Raw genomic sequence first — 19,492 nt, forward strand, 5'->3', positions numbered from 1 at the left:
GGGCTCATCCTGCCGCCTCCTCCTCCGCCAGCGCGAGTGCCGTCACGACGAGCGCGACATGGCTGAACGCCTGGGGGAAGTTCCCGAGCTGCCGGCGCGTCACCGGGTCGTACTCCTCCGCCAGCAGGCCCACGTCGTTGCAGAGGTCCACCAGCCGGGCGAACATCTCCCGCGCCTGGTCCCTCCGCCCGATCAGGCGCAGGGCGTCCGCCATCCAGAAGGAGCACGCGAGGAACGTTCCCTCACCGCCCGGGAGCCCGTCGACCGCCATGCCCTCCTGGCCGTAGCGGCGGACGAAGCCGTCCTGACCCAGCTCCCGCCACACCGCCTCCACGGTGCCCACGACCCGCGGGTCGTCCGGCGGCAGGAATCCGGCGCGGGGGATCAGCAGCGTCGCCGCGTCGAGCTCGCGTGAGCCGTACGACTGCGTGAAGGTGTTCCGCACCGGGTCGTACCCGCGCTCGCACACCTCCCGGTGCACCTCGTCCCGCATCGCCCGCCACCGGGCGGGGTCGCCGGGGAGGGACGGGTCGGCCTCCAGGGTGCGCACCGCACGGTCCGCGGCGACCCACGCCATGACCTTCGAGTGCACGAAGTGGCGGCGCGGCCCCCGCACCTCCCACAGCCCCTCGTCCGGCTGGCGCCACGTCGACTCCAGGAAGCCCAGCAGGCTCAGCTGCAGCGCCCAGGCGTGCCGCTTCGGCGGCATCCCCGCCGCCCGCGCCAGGTGCAGGGCGTCCAGCACCTCGCCGTACACGTCCAGCTGGAGCTGGTCCACGGCGGCGTTGCCGATCCGCACCGGCCGTGCGCCGCCGTAGCCGCGCAGCCACGGGATCTCCAGCTCGGGCAGCCGCCGCTCGCCCCCGAGCCCGTACATGATCTGGAGGTCCGCCGGATCCCCGGCGACCGCGCGCAGCAGCCAGTCACGCCAGGCCACGGCCTCCTCGCCGTAGCCCCCGGCGACCAGGGCGCGCAGGGTCAGCGTCGCGTCCCGCAGCCAGCAGAACCGGTAGTCCCAGTTCCGGACGCCGCCCAGTTCCTCCGGCAGGGACGTGGTCGGCGCGGCCACGATGCCGCCCGTCGGCGCGTACGTGAGGGCCTTCAGGGTGATCAGCGACCGCATCACCGCGTGGCGGTACGGGCCCTCGTACGTGCAGCGCGACGCCCAGGTCTTCCAGTCCTCCAGGGTGTGCTCCAGCGCCTCGACGGGGTCCACCAGCGGCGGGCACGACTCGTGCGAGGGGTGCCAGGTGAGGCTGAACGACACCCGGTCCCCGGGGCCGACCGTGAACGACGAGCAGGTGCTGTACTGCTGACCCCACGTCTTGACCTGCGGCACCGACCGCAGCCACACGGCGTCGGGCCCCGCGACCGCGACGCGGTGCCCGTCGACGCGCCGCACCCACGGCACGATCGAGCCGTAGTCGAAGCGCAGCCGCAGCACCGAGGACATCTCGACCCTGCCGCTCAGCCCCTCCACGACCCGCATGAGGTCGGGGGAGCGGTCGCGCTGGGGCATGAAGTCCACGACGCGGACCGTGCCGGTGCGGGTCTCCCACACGGACTCCAGGACCAGGGACTCACCCAGATAGCCGCGTCGGGCGCAGGTGCGGGCCCCGGCGGGCGCGATCCGCCAGTGGCCGTTGTTCTCGTCGCCGAGGAGGGCGGCGAAACACGCGCCGGAGTCGAAGCGCGGCAGGCACAGCCAGTCGACCGAGCCGTCCTTGCCCACCAGGGCGGCGGTCTGCAGATCGCCGATGAGGGCATAGTCCTCGATACGTTGGGTCACGCTCTGGCGTGTTCCCGCCGGGGAGAAGCGCCAATCAGTCAGGTCGGGCGACCCGCCGACCGCCGCACCGCCGGCACCCGCCGCCGGGACGGCGCCTTCCGGTGTCCTGCCGCGCCCCTCCGGTGGGTCCGTGCCCGCACGTCAGGTCGTCGCGTGCTGCGTCCGGGACGCCGCTCCGTCCGCGCCGCCCGCCCCGCCGGGGCCCTCCCCGCCGTCCGGGCCGCCCTCGGCAGCCGCCTCCGCGGACTGCGTCCGGGCGGCGGCTTCCGCCTCGGCGCGGTCGCGCCTCTCGCGGCGCACCAGGACCACCCAGCCCACCGGCACACCCGCCGCGAACAGCCACCACTGGACGGCGTACGCCATGTGGGCGCCGATCGAGTCGTGGTCCGGCTCGGGCACCGGCTCCGGCGCACCGCCGGACGGCTCGGGCGCCGTCAGGTCCAGGTAGCCGCCGAGGACCTGCCGGCCGAGCAGCTCCGCCTGCTGCTCGCTGTTGATCAGCATCACCTGGCGCGGCGGCAGGCCCTTCAGGTCCCTGATGCCGCTGCTGCCCGTCGTCTGGTCCGCCATGAGCCGGCCCGTCACGGTGACCTCGCCGCGCGGCGGGGGCGGCACCTCCGGGTACGCACGCTGGTCGGCGGCGGCCGGGACCCAGCCGCGGTTCACGAGGACGACCCGGCCGTCGGCCAGGACGAGCGGCGTCAGCACGTGCATGCCGACGCGGTCGTCGGCGTTGGTGCGGCGCCGCACGACGACCTCGTGGTCCGTGTCGAACGTGCCCGTGGCGGTCACATGGCGCCAGAGGTCCTCACGCGGCACGCTGTGCCCGGGTGAGGTGAGCTCGGTCACGGGGACCGGCTCCGCCCTGAGGTTGTCCGCGATCAGCGCGTTCTGGGCGACCCGGCGCTCGTGCCGGTGGAACTGCCAGAAGCCCAGCTCGACCATCACGGGGATGAGGACGAGGGCGACGAGGGTGAGGATCACCCACTGCCGGGACAACAGGAAGCGGTACACCCCATGACCGTACCCCCGGTCCGTCGGGCGGCCGCCGCCGGGTCACCCGGTCGCCCCGCGCGGCGGGCCCCGCGGCATCCGACCCGGGACCCAGCCCCTCGGCCGCCGGCGGTGCCGCCCCGCCGCTGTGGCGCCGCACGGCGGGTTCCGGCTGTTCCCGTGCTGGTCGCCGCGGTGCCGCATGGTGGGCGCAGGCGTCCCCGTTGCCGCGGTGCCGCGCGGCGGGCACCGCGGGCCGCGCCGCCACCGGAGGGACCGGCGGGAGCACCGGCGACCGCGGGGACGTCACCCGTTCGTCGGCGATCCCACCTTGTCGACGATGCCCGCCCGGCCCTCGGCCCGGGCGCAGTGCGCGCCGCAGTACCAGTGCCCGTCCGCCTCGACGCCCTGCCCGATGATCTGCACCCGGCAGTGCTCGCAGATCGGCGCCATGCGGTGGATGGCGCAGGCGAAACAGTCGAAGACATGCACGGCGCCCTGGGCGTGCACCTCGAAGCTCATGCCGTAGTCGTTTCCGCAGACCTCACAACGTGCCATGCGCCACAGGGTGCGGGGCGCGGCGCCCGGGAGCGGTGGCGGCGCGCCCGGCCGTCACCCGTTCGCCGACGCGTCGGCCGGTGCGACATCCCGCAGCAGCTGCGTGAAGGCGGCCTCGTCGACGACCGGCGTGCCGAACGCCTTCGCCTTGGCCACCTTCGAGGTGCCCGCCTCGGGGTCGTTGGTGACGAGCAGGCTGGTCAGCCGCGACACACTGGTCGCGATGTGCAGTCCCGCCTCCACGGCCCGGTCCTCCAGGAGCTCCCGCTCGACCGACGTGTCACCGGAGAACGCCACCCGCATGCCCTGCTTGAGCGGCTTGTCCGGTTCGTAGCGTCCCGGGTTCGGGTACGGGCACGGCGGCCGCTTCCGCGCCGGGCGCCAGCCGCCCCCGCCGTACGACGCCTGGCGGCCGATGCGCGGCGTACCCGCGGAGGCGGCCGCGGGCTCCGACCACTCGGTGAGCGGGCGGCACTCCAGCAGCGGCAGCCGCACCCCGCGCTCCGCGGCCGTGCGCAGACTCGGCCGGAACGCCTCCGCCAGGACCCGGGCGTCATCCAGGGCGTTGTGCGCCTGCCGCTGGACGACACCGAAGTGAGCGGCCAGCGTCTCCAGCTTCATGTTCGTCAGCGGCAGCCGCAGCTCCCTTGCCAGGGCGATGGTGCACAGCCGCTGCCGCACCGGCGCGGTGCGCTCCGACCTGGCGTACTCGCGGGCGATCATCGACCAGTCGAAGAAGGCGTTGTGCGCGACGAGGACCCGGCCGTCGAGCCGCGCCGAGAACTCGGCCGCCACCTCCGCGAACAGCGGCGCCGACTCCAGCACGTCGGCCGTCAGCCCGTGGATCCACACCGGGCCCGGGTCGCGCTGCGGGTTGACCAGCGTGTACCAGTGGTCCTCCACCTCGCCCCGGGCGTCGAGCCGGTAGACGGCAGCGGACACGATCCGGTCGTGCGCGGACAGGCCGGTGGTCTCCACGTCGACCACCGCGTACCCCTGCGGGTAGGCGGTCGGCCACGCTGCTGTCGTACGGTCGTCGAGCATGGTCAACGAGGATAGAGGCCGCCGCCGACACCCCGGGACGCGGGAGCCCCGGCCGCAGCCGCCCGGTTGACGCCGCGGCCGTCCCCGGGACACCGCCACGGCCATCGGCGGCCCGCCGCGGGCCGGTTGGCGCGTCCGCCGGGCGGGCGGCCCGCAAGTCAGCCGAGCCGCGCCGCCAAGTCCTGCGCCGTGAGCGGCTCCAGGCCGCACCCGTCGACCGGGCCCGGCAGCAGCCGGTACACCGCGCCCGACGCCCCCTCCGGTGCCACGGAGCCGTCGGCCAGGGCCAGCAGCACCCGCATGCCCGACGCCGCCCGGCCCGCGGCGGCCGCCGGGTCGGCCGCCTTGCGGCGCGCGTCGGGCTCCCCGCCCGTGCGGATCCGGCGCGCGAAGCCGGGCAGGGTCTCGCCCAGGCGCCGCGAGTAGCGCAGCAGTCCGCCGTCCCGCAGGACGAGCGTCTCCTCCGCTCGCGCGGCGGCGTGCCAGACCGCCAGGTCCCAGAGCGTCGTGCGGCCCGAGGAGAAGTACCCGGACAGGTCCTGGGCGATCCGCCCCAGGCCGCCGCGGTGCCGGCCGGCGCTGTGGTGCCCCGGGAGGGCGGACAGGTGCACGTCGGCCCACAGGAAGGTGCGCTGCTCCAGGTCCACGACGAGCGGGACGTGGATGCGCGAGTCACCCGTGAGGTCGTACCGCTGCCGCACCGTCCGCGGGTCGTAGGCGGCGCCGCGCGCGTCCTCCGGGCCGTCCAGGGCCATGAACCCGGCGAAGGCGTCGGGGAGCCGCTCGAACGGCACGTCGTTGAAGCTGAGGACGGTCGGCACGACGAACCGCACCCCCGCCGCGGTGAGCGCGGCGAGGTCGAGGTCCACGTACTCCGTGGCGCCGTCCGGGGCGGGCGCCGACGTCAGGTCGCCGGAGTGGACGGCGGCCCGCTGCCCGAACACCAGCCGCGTGTAGTCGCACAGCCCGCGGTACGACCAGTCGGCGCCGTACAGCACCGCCGACAGGTCCAGGTCGACCCGGGTGTCCGGAGGCTGGGTCCAGTGCAGGAACAGCCGCAGCACCCCGCCTTCCGGCAGCGGCCGCACACTGCCGCGCGCCACGGGGACGAGCGCTTTGGCCGCCGCGCCCTCGGCGGACGGCACCGCGAGGCCGGCGAGTCCCCGCGTCGAGCACGGCGAGGCGGTAGCGCCCCCGTCCGCGCCCCGGCTCGCGCTTCCGTCCGTGCCGACCTGCGCCCCCGCGTCGCAGTCCCCGCCCGCGCCCGCGCCGGTGCGGGCGGGGCCGGAGGCGAGCCGCCGCAGGGCCTCCGCCTCCGGCAGCGCGCACACCTGCCGGGTGACGGCGGCGGGCAGCGGCGGCCTGGTGTCGTCGACCGCGTACGACCGGGCGACCTGCCCGCGCGGGAAGAACACCCGCCGCCGCCGGGCAGGTGCCGCTCCGCAGCCGCCCGTACGCGGCGAGCAGCGGGCCGGGGCGGCGGAGGGGAGGGCGAGCGCGAGGGTCCGCAGCGCGGCCGGGCCCGGCCCCTCCTCCCCGTACAGCCGGAGCAACCGGTCGAGCTGCCGCAGCAGTTCACCGGGCCGCTCGGCGAGCAGGGCGAGCGCCGCGTCCGGTGCCGCGCCCGGTCCGTGCAGCACCTCCTCGACCCGCGCGCCAGGTGCACGGCCGGATGCGCGCCGGCGACCCGTACGGTGCCGGGGTGCGCGGCAGCGGTCGCGAGCAGGGCCGTGCGCAGGGACGGCGACGCGGCGTCCAGGTCCGTCCCGCGCACCACGGCGAGCGCGAGCGCGGCCCGGGGGTGCCGGGTGTGCCCCTCGAACGGGTGAAGGACCTCGGCGGCGCGCCGCCACGCGGCCGGGTGCCGCAGCACGTCCTCGACCAGCGACGCGGCGGGCAGCCCGTCCAGGACGCCGAGCAGGACGCGGCGCAGGGTGCGCGGCACCGACCGCAGCCGGGGCCGCGCCGACAGGTCCGCCGCCCCGCCCGACAGGACGCACAGCAGCCGCAGCACGTCCGTGGCGGTGGTCAAACGGCGCGGCAGCAGCGCCTCGGCGGCCCGCCGCGTGCCGGGAGCGGCGAGCAGCCGCCCCAGGACGAGGGCCTTCGACTCCCGTACGGGCACGTCGTCCGGCAGCCAGTCGAGCGCGGCCGGAGCGTGCCCCACGAGGACCTCCAGGTCGTCCCGGTCCTGCGGCGACAGGGGGTACGGCGCCCGAGCAGGTCGGCGAGGGCCCGGGCGGCTTCGGCGGACCGGTCCGTCCCGAGGTCGAGCAGCCGCAGCGGCCCGGCGGGCGGCTCGGGCGCGCGGGCGGCGGGGGAGGGCCGCAGGAAGGGGTCGCCGCCGTCGATCCGCCGGTGGCACAGGGGGCAGCCGGAGTAGTCGGCGCCGTCCCAGCAGCGGCGGCACACCAGGTGCGCGCACGGCGAGACCGGTCGGACGGCCCCCACCGTGCCGCACAGCACGCACGGCTGCTCCGGCGACTGGAGCAGCAGCGTGAACACCCGGTCCACGTACAGCCGGAACGTGTCGTCGGGGGTGGAGCGCGGGAAGTCCCGGAAGAGCGGGGTGTGGGTGCGGTCGGCTCCCAGGTCCGCGTCCAGCTGCCGCAGCAGCCGCTTCCCGGTCCGCGCCAGCCCGCTCGGTCCCGACTGCGCCAGCGCGTCCCGCAGCCGGCGCGTCGGCGCGAAGCCGCGCTCCAGCAGCTCGGCTTCCAGGGCGGCGAGCCCCTCGGCGGTCGACGCGCCGCCGGGGCGCGCCTCGGCCGGGTCGACGTGGACGGTGCGCAGGCGGCGGAGCAGCACGGACTCCAGAACGGACAACCGTCCCCCCAGGCTGGAAGCGAGAAGCGAGAAGCGAGAAGCGAGAAGCGAGAAGCGAGAAGCGAGAAGCGGGGACGGAGAGTGGACGCGCTACGGCCTGTGGGAAGAGGAGAGAAGGAAGCACGCCGCGGAGCCGTCCCCGCCGGTGCGCGAGTCTAGGGAACGCGCGTGCGAGTCCGCTACGCATTAAGTCCGGGCGGGGCGTGCCGCCGGCCGCGGGGCCCGGCCTCGGTGAGACCCTCACCCTCGTGATGGAACCGACCCCCGACGAGGCCCCCTCGCACGAACCCCACGACGCCGCCTTCGGCGTCCGCCTGAACTGGCTGCGCGCCGCCGTCCTCGGCGCCAACGACGGCATCGTCTCCACGGCGGGCCTCGTCGTGGGCGTCGCGGGTGCCACGACCGAACGCGCCACGCTGCTGACGGCGGGACTGGCGGGCCTGCTCGCCGGCTCCCTGTCGATGGCGGTGGGGGAGTACGTGTCGGTCTCCACGCAGCGCGACTCGGAGCGGGCCGCACTGGCCGTGGAGCGCCGCGAGCTGCGGGAGCAGCCGGAGGCCGAACTGGACGAGCTCACCGACCTCCTCGCGGCACGCGGACTCACCCGCGACGTGGCCCGTGAAGCGGCCGAGCAGTTGACGGAGCGGGACGCGCTGCGCGCCCACGCGCGCGTGGAGCTCGGCATCGATCCGGACTCCCTGACGAACCCCTGGCACGCGGCGGCCGCCAGCTTCCTCGCCTTCACGGCGGGCGCGCTGCTGCCGCTGCTGGCGATGGTGCTGCCCCCGGCGGACGCCCGGCTCTGGGTGACGGTGCTGTCCGTCCTGGCGGCCCTGACCGTCACCGGCTGGTCGAGCGCCCGGCTGGGCGCCGCCGCCGCCCGCCCGGCGGTGGCGCGGGTCGTGGGCGGCGGAGCCCTGGCCATGGGGGTGACCTACGCGGTGGGGTCGCTGCTCGGCGCGGTCGGGGTCTAGCCGGCGGGTGCCGCCGTGGCGGCGTCGACCGCGCGAAGGCGGCCCGGGCGCCGGCAGCGGAACGGGGCAGTGCGGGGGCCGCCCGCCCGCCCGTCAGCGGCCGGCCGTCCAGCAGGCCAGGTCGGTGCCCCACCGGCCGGCCGGCCGCGCCCAGTCCTTGGGGCCGCCCTCGTACCGGACGGGGAGCGGGCGTAGCGCAGCCGCCCCAGCGGACCGGCGCGCTCCGCGAGCCAGGGTTCCGGGGCGTACGGTTCGCCCGCCGCCTCCGCGGGAGGCGCCGCGTCCAGCTCGTGCTGCAGCCAGTGCGCCGTCCTCGCCAGGGCGGCCCGCACCACCCAGGTCCCGCCGTCCAGGTGGCGTTCCGTCAGGGCCCGCAGGACCGCCGCCGCCAGCAGGTAGCCCGTGCCGTGGTCGAGCGCCTGCGCCGGCAGGGCGCCCGGGCGCAGGGAGGAGCCCTCGTGCAGGGCGATGCCGGTGGCCGCCTGCACCAGGCTGTCGAAGCCGCGCCGCCCGCCCCACGGGCCGTACCGGCCCCACGCCGACAGCTCGGCGACCACCAGGCCGGGGCGGCGCGCCGCGAGCGCCTCCGCGGAGAGGCCGAACCGGTCCAGGGCGCCCGGCCGGTAGCCGGTCACCACGACGTCGGCCCGGGCCAGCAGGTCCTCGAACGCCTCCCGGTCCACGCTCCGGGCGAGGTCCAGCAGTGCCGACCGCTTGCCCATGCCGGTGTCGTTGTGCACGTCCTGGCTCTCCGGCAGCCGCGGGGAGTCGACCCGCAGCACGTCGGCGCCCAGCAGCGCGAGCGTCCGGGTGGCGACCGGCCCCGCCAGCACCCGTGTCATGTCCAGTACGCGCACGCCTGCGCAGGGCAGCGCCGCCCGGCCCGGCGGCTCCTGGACCGGTCCCGGTCCCGGCGCCCCGCCCGCCCGCTCCAGCGTCAGCAGGGGCTGCCCCGCGACCAGGGCGCCCTGCGGGTGCGCCGCCCACTCGGCGGCGCCGCGCACGGCGACCGCCAGGCCGCCCGCGCCGTACACCTCCTCCTCCACGTCGAGGGCCCGCCGCCGGCCGAGCTCGGCCGCCACGGCGTCGACGCCCGCCCCGGAGGTCAGGCCCAGCGCGGTGAGCAGCCGCTCCCGGTGGTGCGGGTAGTTGGCGTGCGTGCGCACCCACCCGTCGGCCGTCCGCCAGAACCGGGACAGCGGGGCGAAGGCCGCCGCCGGGCGGCCGTCCAGGTGCACGTACCGCTCGCTGTGGAAGGCCGTGGCGACCGCCCCGTCGTCCACCCGCACGCGCGGCACCCCGGCCCCCGCACCCCGGCCCCCTGCGCACCGGCCCCCTGCGCACCGGCCGCCGCGCCATGGGCGCGCGCCGCGCGGTCGGCGCGGACCGCCGTCAGCTCGGCCGCCGCCAGCGCGCACGCGGCGACGGTCGCCCGCGCCAGCACCATGACGGGGAGCCGCGCGGCCGGCGCTCCGGGCGCCTCGGGGCCGTAGGTGATCCGCTCCAACAGCCTCGGATCGGCACCCAGTGCCGCCCAGACCCCATGAACAGCCTTCTCCATGCCCACACTGTGGCACTCAGTGCCATTCATGGGAAGGGGGCGGGCACAGAAAGAGCCCGGGCACGCGCCGCCGCGCACCCGGGCTCCCCTCCCCGGTGGATCCGGTCAGTCCCCCTGAGGACCGGGCCCTACCACCGCACCGCGTCCAGCGCGTCGACCATGCCGCGGCCGTAGAAGCCGTTGCGGAAGGTGCCGCCCTCGCACACCGCGTCGGCCGTGCCGTCGCCGTTGATGTCGTACGGGTCGGTGCACGCCGTCGCGTCCGCCTGCGCGTACAGCAGCGCCTTCACCAGGCCGGGCGAGGCATAGGGGTGCTTCGACTTGATCAGCGCGACGACACCCGCCGCGTGCGGGGACGCCATGGACGTGCCCGCCTTGTAGCTGTAGCCGCCCTTCACCGTGGTCGACAGGATCAGACCGCTGATGGCCGGCCCCTCCGGCGCCTGGTAGCGGGTGGAGTCGCCGCCGGGCGCGGCGATGTCGACGACGCCCTGGCCGTAGTTCGAGTACGAGGACTTCAGCCCCTTCGCGCCGGTCGCCGACACGGTGACCAGCCCCGGCAGCATGGCCGGTATGTCCGGGCACTCGGCGGGGTTCACGGTCCGCTCGACCGCCGTCGAGTCGTTCGGGCTGGAGGTGTCGGTGACCTCGTCCGCCGCCAGGTCGGTACGGGTGTTGCCGGCGGCCGCGACGTTCACCGCGCCCTTGCGCTCGGCGTACCGGGTGGCGCGCGTCAGCGCCTCCACCAGGGCGCCCTGGTCGGGGTCGTGCTTGCAGTTGTACAGCCACGGGTCCACGTAATAGCTGTTGTTGGTGACCTCGACGCCGTGCGCGGCCGCCCACATGAAGGCGCAGACCACGGCCTCGGTGTAGAAGAAGCCGTCAGGGTTGGACACCTTGATGCCGGAGACCTTCACCCCCGGGGCGACACCGGTGACGCCGACGCCGTTCTTGGCGGCCGCGATGGTGCCGGCGACGTGCGTTCCGTGGTCGCTCTCGCCGGGGAGGGGACGCCACGCGCCCTCGGCGGTGTCCGCCTTGCCGGTCGCGCAGTTCGCGGACGCCGCGCGGTCGAAGTTCGGCGCCAGGTCCGGGTGCGTGTCGTCCACGCCCGTGTCGATGACGGCGACGGTCACCTTCCGGCTGCCGAGGGTCCGCTCGTGGGCCTGGTCCGCCTTGATGGCGGGCAGGCTCCACTGCAGCGGCTCCAGGGGGTCCTGGCCGTCCTCGGCGTCCGCGGCCGCCCGGCGCGCCTCCTGCGGCGTCAGCGGCTCCGCGGCCTCCGCGACGTCGGTCGTCGCGAGCGGCGTCAGCGGAGCGGTCCGCGTCGCACCCGCGGACGCGACGCCCCGGACGCCCCGGATCGTCTCCGCGAAGCGCGGGTTCCCGGAGTGGACGACGAGGACGCCGATCGCGTCGTACGACTCCACCACCGTGCCGCCGGCCCTCTCCACCGCCCGCCGCACGGCGCCGGCATGGCGGCCGCCGTCGACGTTGACGACGTACGACAGCACCGGGCCGTCCCCGGCGACCTGCGCCGCAACGTCGTCCGCCGGCGCGGCCGAGGCCGCACCGGCGGGAAGGAAGCCGAGTGACGCCACGAGCGCCAGGCCGACGGGCAGGGCGAGTGCGCGCCCGCGCCCGGAACGCAGATGAGCCATGGGTTCTCCACATCATCCATCGGGACACCCGGCGGTACCGGCGGTACGGCCGGGTACATGACGAGCGAAGCTATCGCTGATCATCCCCGCACAGCAATGACTCCGGCGGCGAAAAGGCCGAGGCGCGCCGGTGGCTGACGGGGCGTCGGCTCACGGGGGGACGCGCAGCGGTCCGGAAGGCGCGCACCCGCCGCCCGCCGGCCGTCTGTCCGGAAGGCACCCATCCGCCGCCCGCGCGTCCCGACGAGGTGCAGCAGGTCGTGCTGGTGCTGGATGTCGAGGTGGTTCGTCGGCTCGTCCAGCAGCAGTTCGCGCGGTTCCTGGGCGAGGGCGCGGGCTATCTGGACGCGTTGGCGTTCGCCGCCGGACAGGGTGTGCCAGGCGCGGTCGGCGCGGTCGGCGAGACCGGTGCGGTCCAGGGCGTCGCGGACGGCCCGTTCGTCGGCCGCGGACGGCGGTGCCCACGCCCGCCGGTGCGGGATGCGGCCGAGCCGTACGACCTCCGCGACGGTCAGCTCGACGAGGGTGTCGGCCTGCTGCTCGACGACAGCCACGCGCCGGGCGATGTCCCGGCGGCGCAGCGCGCCGAGCGGGGTCCCGTCGAGGGTGACCACGCCCGAGGCGGGGGCCAGGACGCCGCACAGGACGCGCAGCAGGGTGGACTTGCCGGAGCCGTTGGGTCCGAGGAGTCCCGTCATGGCGCCCGGCGGCGGGGAGATGCCGACGCCGTCGAGGACGAGCCGGCCGTCGGCGGTGCGGGTGACGCGGTCGGCGGCGAGGGTCATCGGCGGCTCCTCCTGGTCCGGTACAGCACGAGGACGAAGGCCGGCACGCCGACGAGCGAGGTCATGACGCCGACCGGGACCTCCTGGGGGTCGATGACGGTCCGCGCGGCGGTGTCGATCCACACCAGGAAGACGGCTCCGCCGAGCGCGGAGGCGGGCAGCAGCCTGCCGTGGCCGGGCCCGACCAGGGCGCGGGCGGCGTGCGGCAGCACCAGCCCGACGAAGCCGATGGCGCCGGCGGCGGCGACGAGGGCGGCGGTCAGCAGGGCCGTCACGCAGAGCAGGACCAGCCGGGCGCGGCCGGTGTCGACGCCGAGGGTCGCCGCCGCGTCCTGTCCGAAGGCGAACGCGTCCAGCGTCCTGGCGTGGCCGAGGCAGGTCCCGAGGGCCGCCACCAAGACGGCGGAGCAGAGCCACACGTCGGTCCATCCGGCGCCGCCGAGCGAGCCGAGCAGCCAGAACAGCACGCCGCGGGTGGTCTCCGCGTCGGCGGACGTCACCACGATGAAGGAGGTCAGCGCGGAGAACAGCTGCATCGCCGCGACCCCGGAGAGGACCACGCGGTCGGTGGTGCCGCCGAGGGTGTGGCTCAGCAGGAGCATCGCGGCGAACGAGCACACGGCGCCGGCGAACGCGCCGCCGGACAGCGACAGCACGCCGCCGCCCGCGCCGAGGACCACCACGGCCACGGCGCCGGTGGAGGCACCGGAGGAGACGCCGAGGACGAACGGGTCGGCGAGCGGGTTGCGCAGCAGCGACTGGAGCACCGCGCCGCACACCGCGAGACCGGCGCCGCACACGGCGGCCAGCAGGGTGCGCGGGAGCCGCAGGTTCCACACGATGCCGTCGCGGATCGGGGTGAGCCCGGAGGGCTCGCCCCCGAGGTGGGCGGCCACGACGGACCAGACGTCGGTGACGCCGATGTCCGCGGGGCCGACGGTGATCGCGAGGGCGACGGAGAGCGCGAGGACGCCGAGCCCCGCCGCCGTGCGCAGCAGGGCCGTGGTCATCCGGCGAGGCCGAAGGCGCGCAGGCCGGCGGCGACCTGCTCGATGCCCTCCACCGTGCGGATGGTGGGGTTCATGGACTGGCCGCTGACCAGGACGTACCGCTTGTGGCGCACGGCGTCCATGTTCCGGGTGACGGGGTGGGACTCCAGGAACTCGATCTTCTTCTCGGCGCTCTCCCCGCTCTGCGCCTTGCGGGTGAGGTCGCCGATGACCAGCACGTCCGGGTTCCGGTCGGCCACCGTCTCCCAGTTGATCTGGGGCCATTCCTCGGTGGTGTCGTCGAAGACGTTCTTCGCGCCGAGTTCGCGGGTGATGACGCCCGGTGCCCCGCAGCAGCCCGCCATGTAGGGGGACTCGGCGTCGGAGAACCAGTAGAGGAGGGTGACGTCGGAGGCGTCCAGCCCGGTCTTGGCCTTGGCGACGCGGGCCTGGAGGCGGGCCGTGAGCTCCTCGCCGCGTTCCTCGACGCCGAAGACCTGCGCGAGGTCCCGCACTTCTCCGTAGACGGTGTCCATCGTGAGGGGCTTGGTGCGGACGCCGTCGCCGTCGCCGCTGTTGTCCTTGCCGACGCAGTCGGACGGGGAGAGGTAGGTGGGCACGCCCAGCTTCTCGAACTGCTCGCGCGTGGCGACGCCGCCCTTGCCGAGCGTGGAGGCGAAGGAGGCGGTGACGAAGTCGGGTTCGACGGAGAGGACCTTCTCGAAGGACGGGTTGTTCTCGGCGAGGCGCGGCACGCCGGCGTTCGCCTTCTCCAGGCCCTTCATCACCGGGTCGGTCCAGGTGGCCGTGCCCGCCATGCGGTCGGCGAGGCCGAGGGACAGCAGGATCTCGGTGGTTCCCTGGTTGAGGGACACGGCCTTGCGGGGGCCGTCCCCGGTGATCTGCACCGTGCGGCCGCAGTTGTCGAGTGCGCGTGCCGGCTGCTTCGCCGGGTCGGCCGGGGCGGTGGCGCCGCAGCCGGTGAGGAGGAGCGCCCCGCACAGGAGCGCGGGCAGGGGCAGGGTGGAGCGCGTGGCGTTCACGGCGTGGTCCTCGGCGTCGCGGGCCCATGCGCGGGGCCCTTCCGTACGGATGCGCCAGCAGGTCTTCGGACTCGGGGTCGTCCGGGCGGGGCGCCTTCCCGGGCCGTGGTGCGGCCCAGTGGCTTCGTGCCCCGCCCGTCGCCCTCACCGCTGCGCGTCAGTTCCGGGTTCGCACCGGATTCCCTGACTCGCCCGCGCCCGGGGGGCGTAGGGAGTGCGACTGGCCTGCGCAACCTACCACAGCGGTCCGTATAAAAGATCATCAGACGAGATTGACAATCATTTTCACATCGGGGATGCTGCTCACCGCCCCGCATCCCTCCGCCCCGTCCTGCGGCCGTGGTGCGGGGTCCGCCACGTGAGCCCTGGGAGCAGCATGTCCATCTTCCGTAACCGTCGAGAGTTCCTCGCCCTGTCCGGCGCCGCCGCCGGCGCCATAGCCCTGACCGCGTGCGGCGGCGGCGCGGGCGGCGGCGAGCGGTCCGCCGGCGCCGCAAGGGGCAGCCGCGGCGCGGCGGGCAGTTCCGGGCCCTGTTCACCGGCGGCGGCGAGCAGGAGACCCTCGACCCGCACGCGGAGTCCCTGGCCATCGACATGGCGCGGACCAAGGCGCTGTTCGACCGGCTGGTGGAGCTCGACGCCGGTATGGCGCCCGTGCCGCGCCTCGCCGAGAAGTGGGAGCCCAACGCCGACGCGACAGTGTGGCGGTTCACCCTCCGCAAGGCCCTCTTCCACGACGGCAAGCCCCTCACCCCCGAGGACGTGCTCTTCACCTTCTCGCGCATCCTCGACCCCAAGGCGACGACCCACTTCGCGCAGGGCCTGCTCTCCGTCATCGACCTGAAGAAGAGCCGCGCCGTCGGCGGGAACGTCGTCGAGGTCGCCCTGAAGCGGCCCGCCGCCGAGTTCCCCGCGCTGCTCGGCACGCTCGGCACGGCCGTCGTCAGCTCCCGGTACGCCGACCCGGCGAAGCCCGTGGGCACCGGCGCGTTCCGGCTGACGTCGTTCCAGGCCGGCCGCTCCTTCGTCGCCGAGCGCTTCGACGACCACTGGGACGGCGGCGCGTACGTCGACGAGCTGCGGATCCTGTCCGCCGACGCGGACGCCCGGGGCAACGCGCTGCGGGCCGGCGAGGCCGAGTTCGGCTACGAGATGACCCCGACCTTCGCCCGGACCGCCCAGGCCGACACCTCCGTACGGATCCTGGCCGCCAAGGGCAGCACCGCCCACGCCATCGTCATGAAGTGCGACCAGGAGCCCTTCGACGACCCGGACGTCACCCTGGCGTTCAAGCTGCTCGCCGACCGCGAGAAGCTCGTCCAGGTGGTGCTGGCAGGACAGGGCGTGGTCGGCAACGACATGTTCGGCAAGGGCTTCCAGTACTACCCCGAGGACGTCCCGCAGCGGACCCGGGACGTCGCGGAGGCGCGCTCCCTGCTGAAGAAGGCCGGCGTGCTGAACAAGACACTCTCCCTCTACACGTCGTCCGCGGCCAACGGCTTCGTGGAGGCCGCGACCCTCTTCGCCGAGCAGGCGGCCGACGCGGGCCTGCGCGTCAAGGTCACCACCGGCTCGTCCGAGACGTACTTCAAGGACCAGCTCACCAAGGGCGTCATGGGCAGCCACCGCTCCGGCGCCATGACCATCCCCAACTACCTCAACGACCGGCTGCTCAGCACCTCCCCGTTCAACGCGTCCGCCTGGCGCCGCAAGGACTTCGACGCGACCTTCGCCAAGGCGCAGGCGACCACCGACGAGGCCGAGCGCACGGAGCTCTACGGCCGGCTGCAGCGCACCCTGCACGACGAGGGCGGGCTGCTCGTGTGGGGCCACCCGGACTGGCTCAACGCCGTGTCGTCCCGGGTCCGCGGCATGGAGGCGGCTCCGCCCAACACCATGGACTCCGCCCGCTTCGACAAGGTGTGGCTGGCCTGACGATGCGCGGGTACGCCCTGCAGCGCCTCATCCTCGGCGTCGCGCAGCTCGCCCTGCTGGCGGTGCTGGTCTTCGTCCTGACCTCCCTCCTGCCGGGCGACGCCGCCGACGTCCGCAACAACGAGGACGCCACGGACGCCCAGGTGGCGGCGCTGCGCGAGCAACTGGGCCTGGATGAGCCGGCGGTGGAGCGGTTCGCCGACTGGGCGGCGGGGCTGGCGACCGGCGACCTCGGCACCTCCCTGGTCAGCGGCGGGCCGGTCAGCGGCATCCTCGCCGGCTCGGTCGGCACCACCCTGGTGCTCGGCGCGGTGACCCTCGCCCTCGTGCTGCCGCTGGCCGTGCTGCTCGGCGTGGCGTCCGGGCTGCGCGAGGGCGGCCGCCTGGACCGTGGAGTCACCTCCGCCACGCTCGCGCTGAACGCCGTACCGGACTTCGTGCTGGCCCTGCTGCTGGTCGCCGGGCTGTCCCTCAAGCTGGGGCTGCTCCCGGCCACCTGGGTGGGCGTCGAGGCGGCCGACCTGCTCGCGGAGCCCGCGCTGCTGGTGCTCCCCGTCACGGTGGTGGCCGCCCGCATGGTGTGCCTGCTGTCCCGCCAGGTGCGGGCCGGCGTGGTGTCGGTGCTCGGCACGCCGTACGTCGTCCAGGCGCGGCGGCTGGGCGTGCCGCGCCGGACGCTGCTGCTGCGCCACGTCCTGCCCAACGCGGCCGTCCCCGGTGTGCAGGAGCTGGCGCGCGTGGGCGACAACCTCGTCGGCGGCGTCCTGATCGTCGAGGCGGTGTTCGCCGTGCCCGGTGTCGCCACCGCCCTGGTCCGCGCCGTCGAGGCGCGGGACGTGCCCACCGTGCAGGGCCTCGCCCTGGTGGTGGCCGCCGCCGCGCTGCTGTTCAGTCTCGCGGCGGACCTGCTGTGCCACCGACTCGTACCACGGACGGAGGTCCTCCGGTGACGCCCCCGAAGCCCCGCGCGGCCGCCAGCGTCCTGCGGGCGCCGCTCAGCGCGCTCCTGGTGGCCGTGCCCCTCGGTGCGGCCGTGCTGGGGCCGCTGCTCGCTCCGCTGCCCGCCGCGGGGCTGGCCGCCCCGTACGCGGCGAGCGGCGGCGCGCACCCGCTCGGCACGGACGCGCTCGGCCGCGATGTGCTGGCCCTGCTGCTGCACGGCGGCCGCAGCGCGCTCGGCATGGCCCTGGGCGCGGTTCTCCTCGCGTACGCGGTCGGCGGGATCGTGGGCCTGGTGGCGGCGTCGGCCCGCAGACGGTGGCTGGACGAGCTGCTCATCCGGCCGCTGGACGTGCTGCTGCCGCTGCCCACACTGCTGGTGATCAGCGTGGTCGCGGTCGGCTGGCGCGGCTCGCCGCCCGCCATCGCACTCGCCGTCGCGGCCGTCAACGTGCCGCCCGTGGCCCGGCTGGTCAGAGCGGCCGCGCTGGACGCGGCGAGCGGTCCCGTCGCGGAGGCCCTGCGGCTGCAGGGCGAGTCCTGGGCGCGGATCCAGCTCGGCCTCGTCGCGCGCTCGGCGCTCGGCCCGGTCGCCGCCGACGTCGGGACCCGCGTCACCCTCGCGGTGTTCCTGGTCGGCTCGGCGAACTTCCTCGGCCTCGGGCTGAGCCCGACGGCGCCGGACTGGGCGGTCAGCATCGCGCGCGGCCGCGAGGGGCTGCTGCTCCAGCCGTGGGCCGCGCTGGCGCCCGCCCTGATGCTCGTCATGTTCACCGTGGGGCTGAACCTGCTCGCCGACCGCGTGCTGGCCCGCTCCCGCAACCACACCCAGGAGGCGGCCCGATGACCGCGCTCGTCACCGTCCGCGGGCTGACCGCGCGCGCCGGGGACGCGCTGCTCCTCGACGCGGTCGGCTTCGACCTGGAGGAGGGCCGCGTCACCGCCCTCGTCGGACCGTCCGGCAGCGGCAAGACCACCGCCGCCCTGTCGCTCCTCGGCGAGGCCGGCCCCGGGGTGCGGCTGACCGGGCACGTCAGCGTCGGCGGCACCGCCGTCGTGGACGAGCAGGGCCCCACCGCGGAGGCGGCCGCGCTGCTCGGGCGCGTCGTCGCCTACATGCCCCAGCATCCCGGGAGCACGCTGAACCCCGCGCGCCGCACCGGCTCCGTGCTGGCCGAACTGGCCCGGCTGCACCACCCGGGGGCCGCGCCGCGGGACGCGGCGGCACAGGCGCTGGCAGCCGCCCAGCTTCCCCGGGGCGGGACCTCGAACGGCGCTTCCCGCACCAGTTCTCCGGCGGGCAGCGCCAGCGCGTCGCGCTCGCCCAGACCCTGGTGTGCCGGCCGCGGGTGCTCGTGCTCGACGAGCCCAGCACCGGACTGGACACCGTGGCCCGCATGCGCCTGGCGGACGAGCTGGCCTCGCTCGCCCGGCGGGGCCTCGGCATCCTGCTGCTCAGCCACGACCACGACCTGGTCCGGGCGCTCGCCGACCACGTGGTCGTGCTGAGCGGCGGCAGGGTGACGGCCTCGGGCACCGCGGCCGGGGCGCTCCCCGCCGCTCCCCGCCGAGGACCGCGCGGCACGGCCCCGCCGACGCCGGCCGGCCGCCCGTGCTGGAGGTGCGCGGGCTGACGGCGCACCTGCGCAGCCGCGGGCGCGGCCCCGTCCTGCACGCCGTGGACCTGGAGCTGCCCGCCGGGGCCTGCGTCGGGGTCGCGGGTCTGTCCGGCAGCGGCAAGACGACCCTGGCCCGCTGCGTCGCCGGCCTCCACGAACGCCACCGGGGCCGGGTGCTGCTGGACGGCGCGGAGCTGCCCGTCCTGCGGAAGCGGACCCGCGAGCAGAAGCGGCGCGTGCAGTACGTGTGGCAGGAAGTGCGCGGTTCCTTCGACGAGCGGCACGCGGTCGGCGAGCAGGTGGCCCGCACCGCCGTACGGCTCCGCGGCCTGGCCCCGGACGAGGCCCGCGCCGAGGCGCTGCGGCTGCTGGAGCGGCTGGGGCTCGACGGGGCGACCGCAGCACGGCTCCCCGGCGGCCTGTCCGGCGGCGAGTTGCAGCGGGCGGCCCTCGCCCGGGCGGCCGTCGCGCTCCCCGACGTGCTGGTCTGCGACGAGATCACCACGGCCCTGGACCCCGCCGCCACCGCGGCCGTCCTCGCCGAACTGGCGCGGCTGCGCGAGGAGCACGGCACGGCCCTCCTCTGGGTCAGCCACGACCTCGAACTGCTCGCCGCCGTCGCCGACCACGTCGTCGTCGTGGACGACGGCCGCGTCGTCGAGACCGGCGCGCCCGACGAGGTGCTGCGCGCCCCCGGGCCGCGCTGACCCGGCGGCTCGTCGACGCCGTGGACCTCGGTACGGGCCGGGGGGCGGCGGACCTGGCCGCGCCGGCCCCGT

General features: G+C 75.8%; 15 protein-coding genes, 3 pseudogenes and 1 riboswitch. Of the genes and pseudogenes, 7 read left to right on the forward strand and 11 right to left on the reverse strand.

What is annotated here, in order from left to right:
- Window positions 1–4: 4 nt before the first annotated feature.
- The 6 genes from L6E17_RS14730 to L6E17_RS14755 all read right to left on the reverse strand — a co-directional run bounded on the left by L6E17_RS14730 (window position 5) and on the right by L6E17_RS14755 (window position 7,207).
- Window positions 5–1,789, reverse strand: coding sequence for a glycoside hydrolase family 15 protein (locus tag L6E17_RS14730; protein ID WP_236241227.1), 1,785 nt, complete (start codon window positions 1,787–1,789; stop codon window positions 5–7).
- 141 nt (window positions 1,790–1,930) lie between these two features.
- Window positions 1,931–2,803, reverse strand: coding sequence for an SURF1 family protein (locus L6E17_RS14735; RefSeq protein WP_236241228.1), 873 nt, complete (start codon window positions 2,801–2,803; stop codon window positions 1,931–1,933).
- 285 nt (window positions 2,804–3,088) lie between these two features.
- Complete coding sequence (locus L6E17_RS14740; protein ID WP_236241229.1) at window positions 3,089–3,340, reverse strand: hypothetical protein; 252 nt, start codon at window positions 3,338–3,340, stop codon at window positions 3,089–3,091.
- 54 nt (window positions 3,341–3,394) lie between these two features.
- Entirely contained in the window at window positions 3,395–4,384 is a 990-nt protein-coding gene (locus L6E17_RS14745) for a DEDDh family exonuclease (RefSeq protein WP_236241230.1), read from the reverse strand.
- Between the two features lie 158 nt (window positions 4,385–4,542).
- The gene (locus tag L6E17_RS14750) at window positions 4,543–6,024 is read right to left on the reverse strand and encodes a TerD family protein (protein WP_236241231.1); all 1,482 of its coding nucleotides are present in this window, start codon (window positions 6,022–6,024) and stop codon (window positions 4,543–4,545) included.
- A gap of 388 nt (window positions 6,025–6,412) precedes the next feature.
- The gene (locus L6E17_RS14755) at window positions 6,413–7,207 is read right to left on the reverse strand and encodes an RING finger family 4 domain-containing protein (protein ID WP_236241232.1); all 795 of its coding nucleotides are present in this window, start codon (window positions 7,205–7,207) and stop codon (window positions 6,413–6,415) included.
- A 248-nt stretch (window positions 7,208–7,455) separates the two neighbouring features.
- Here L6E17_RS14755 and L6E17_RS14760 point away from each other — a divergent pair, with 248 nt between their 5' ends.
- Window positions 7,456–8,181 carry a VIT family protein gene (locus L6E17_RS14760; protein WP_374109053.1) on the forward strand — a complete coding sequence of 242 codons (726 nt, stop codon included), beginning with the start codon at window positions 7,456–7,458 and terminating at the stop codon, window positions 8,179–8,181.
- A gap of 93 nt (window positions 8,182–8,274) precedes the next feature.
- On the opposite strand, the pseudogene L6E17_RS14765 reads toward L6E17_RS14760, so the two are convergent.
- From L6E17_RS14765 to L6E17_RS14785, 5 genes and pseudogenes are all read right to left on the reverse strand, one after another.
- Window positions 8,275–9,742 (reverse strand): annotated as a pseudogene (locus tag L6E17_RS14765) (CoA transferase).
- A gap of 128 nt (window positions 9,743–9,870) precedes the next feature.
- Window positions 9,871–11,403 carry a S8 family serine peptidase gene (locus L6E17_RS14770; RefSeq protein ID WP_236241233.1) on the reverse strand — a complete coding sequence of 511 codons (1,533 nt, stop codon included), beginning with the start codon at window positions 11,401–11,403 and terminating at the stop codon, window positions 9,871–9,873.
- Window positions 11,404–11,483: 80 nt separating this feature from the next.
- Window positions 11,484–12,188, reverse strand: a complete 705-nt coding sequence (locus tag L6E17_RS14775; protein WP_236241234.1) for an ABC transporter ATP-binding protein — start codon at window positions 12,186–12,188, stop codon at window positions 11,484–11,486.
- Window positions 12,185–13,198: an iron ABC transporter permease gene (locus L6E17_RS14780; RefSeq protein ID WP_236241235.1), complete on the reverse strand. Its 1,014-nt coding sequence runs from the start codon at window positions 13,196–13,198 to the stop codon at window positions 12,185–12,187. The genes L6E17_RS14775 and L6E17_RS14780 overlap by 4 nt, the downstream gene beginning before the upstream one ends.
- Window positions 13,195–14,220: an ABC transporter substrate-binding protein gene (locus L6E17_RS14785; RefSeq protein WP_236241236.1), complete on the reverse strand. Its 1,026-nt coding sequence runs from the start codon at window positions 14,218–14,220 to the stop codon at window positions 13,195–13,197. Before L6E17_RS14785 ends, L6E17_RS14780 begins: the two co-directional genes overlap by 4 nt.
- Before the next feature lie 38 nt (window positions 14,221–14,258).
- Window positions 14,259–14,460: riboswitch (cobalamin riboswitch) on the reverse strand.
- A 210-nt stretch (window positions 14,461–14,670) separates the two neighbouring features.
- Between L6E17_RS14785 and L6E17_RS14790 the strand changes: the two genes are divergently transcribed.
- The 6 genes and pseudogenes from L6E17_RS14790 to L6E17_RS14810 all read left to right on the forward strand — a co-directional run bounded on the left by L6E17_RS14790 (window position 14,671) and on the right by L6E17_RS14810 (window position 19,420).
- Window positions 14,671–16,155 carry an ABC transporter substrate-binding protein gene (locus L6E17_RS14790; protein WP_236241237.1) on the forward strand — a complete coding sequence of 495 codons (1,485 nt, stop codon included), beginning with the start codon at window positions 14,671–14,673 and terminating at the stop codon, window positions 16,153–16,155.
- A gap of 2 nt (window positions 16,156–16,157) precedes the next feature.
- Complete coding sequence (locus L6E17_RS14795) at window positions 16,158–17,105, forward strand: ABC transporter permease (RefSeq protein WP_236241238.1); 948 nt, start codon at window positions 16,158–16,160, stop codon at window positions 17,103–17,105.
- Window positions 17,102–17,941, forward strand: coding sequence for an ABC transporter permease (locus tag L6E17_RS14800; protein WP_236241239.1), 840 nt, complete (start codon window positions 17,102–17,104; stop codon window positions 17,939–17,941). Before L6E17_RS14795 ends, L6E17_RS14800 begins: the two co-directional genes overlap by 4 nt.
- A pseudogene (locus tag L6E17_RS30530) lies at window positions 17,938–18,243 on the forward strand (ATP-binding cassette domain-containing protein); the annotation flags it as partial. The gene L6E17_RS14800 and the pseudogene L6E17_RS30530, both read left to right, overlap by 4 nt.
- A 173-nt stretch (window positions 18,244–18,416) precedes the next feature.
- Window positions 18,417–18,728 (forward strand): annotated as a pseudogene (locus tag L6E17_RS30535) (ABC transporter ATP-binding protein); the annotation flags it as partial.
- Window positions 18,707–19,420, forward strand: a complete 714-nt coding sequence (locus L6E17_RS14810; protein WP_236241240.1) for an ATP-binding cassette domain-containing protein — start codon at window positions 18,707–18,709, stop codon at window positions 19,418–19,420. The pseudogene L6E17_RS30535 and the gene L6E17_RS14810, both read left to right, overlap by 22 nt.
- The last annotated feature ends 72 nt before the right edge of the window (window positions 19,421–19,492 follow it).

The organism is Streptomyces sp. CC228A (assembly GCF_021390935.1).
Classification (GTDB): domain Bacteria; phylum Actinomycetota; class Actinomycetes; order Streptomycetales; family Streptomycetaceae; genus Streptomyces.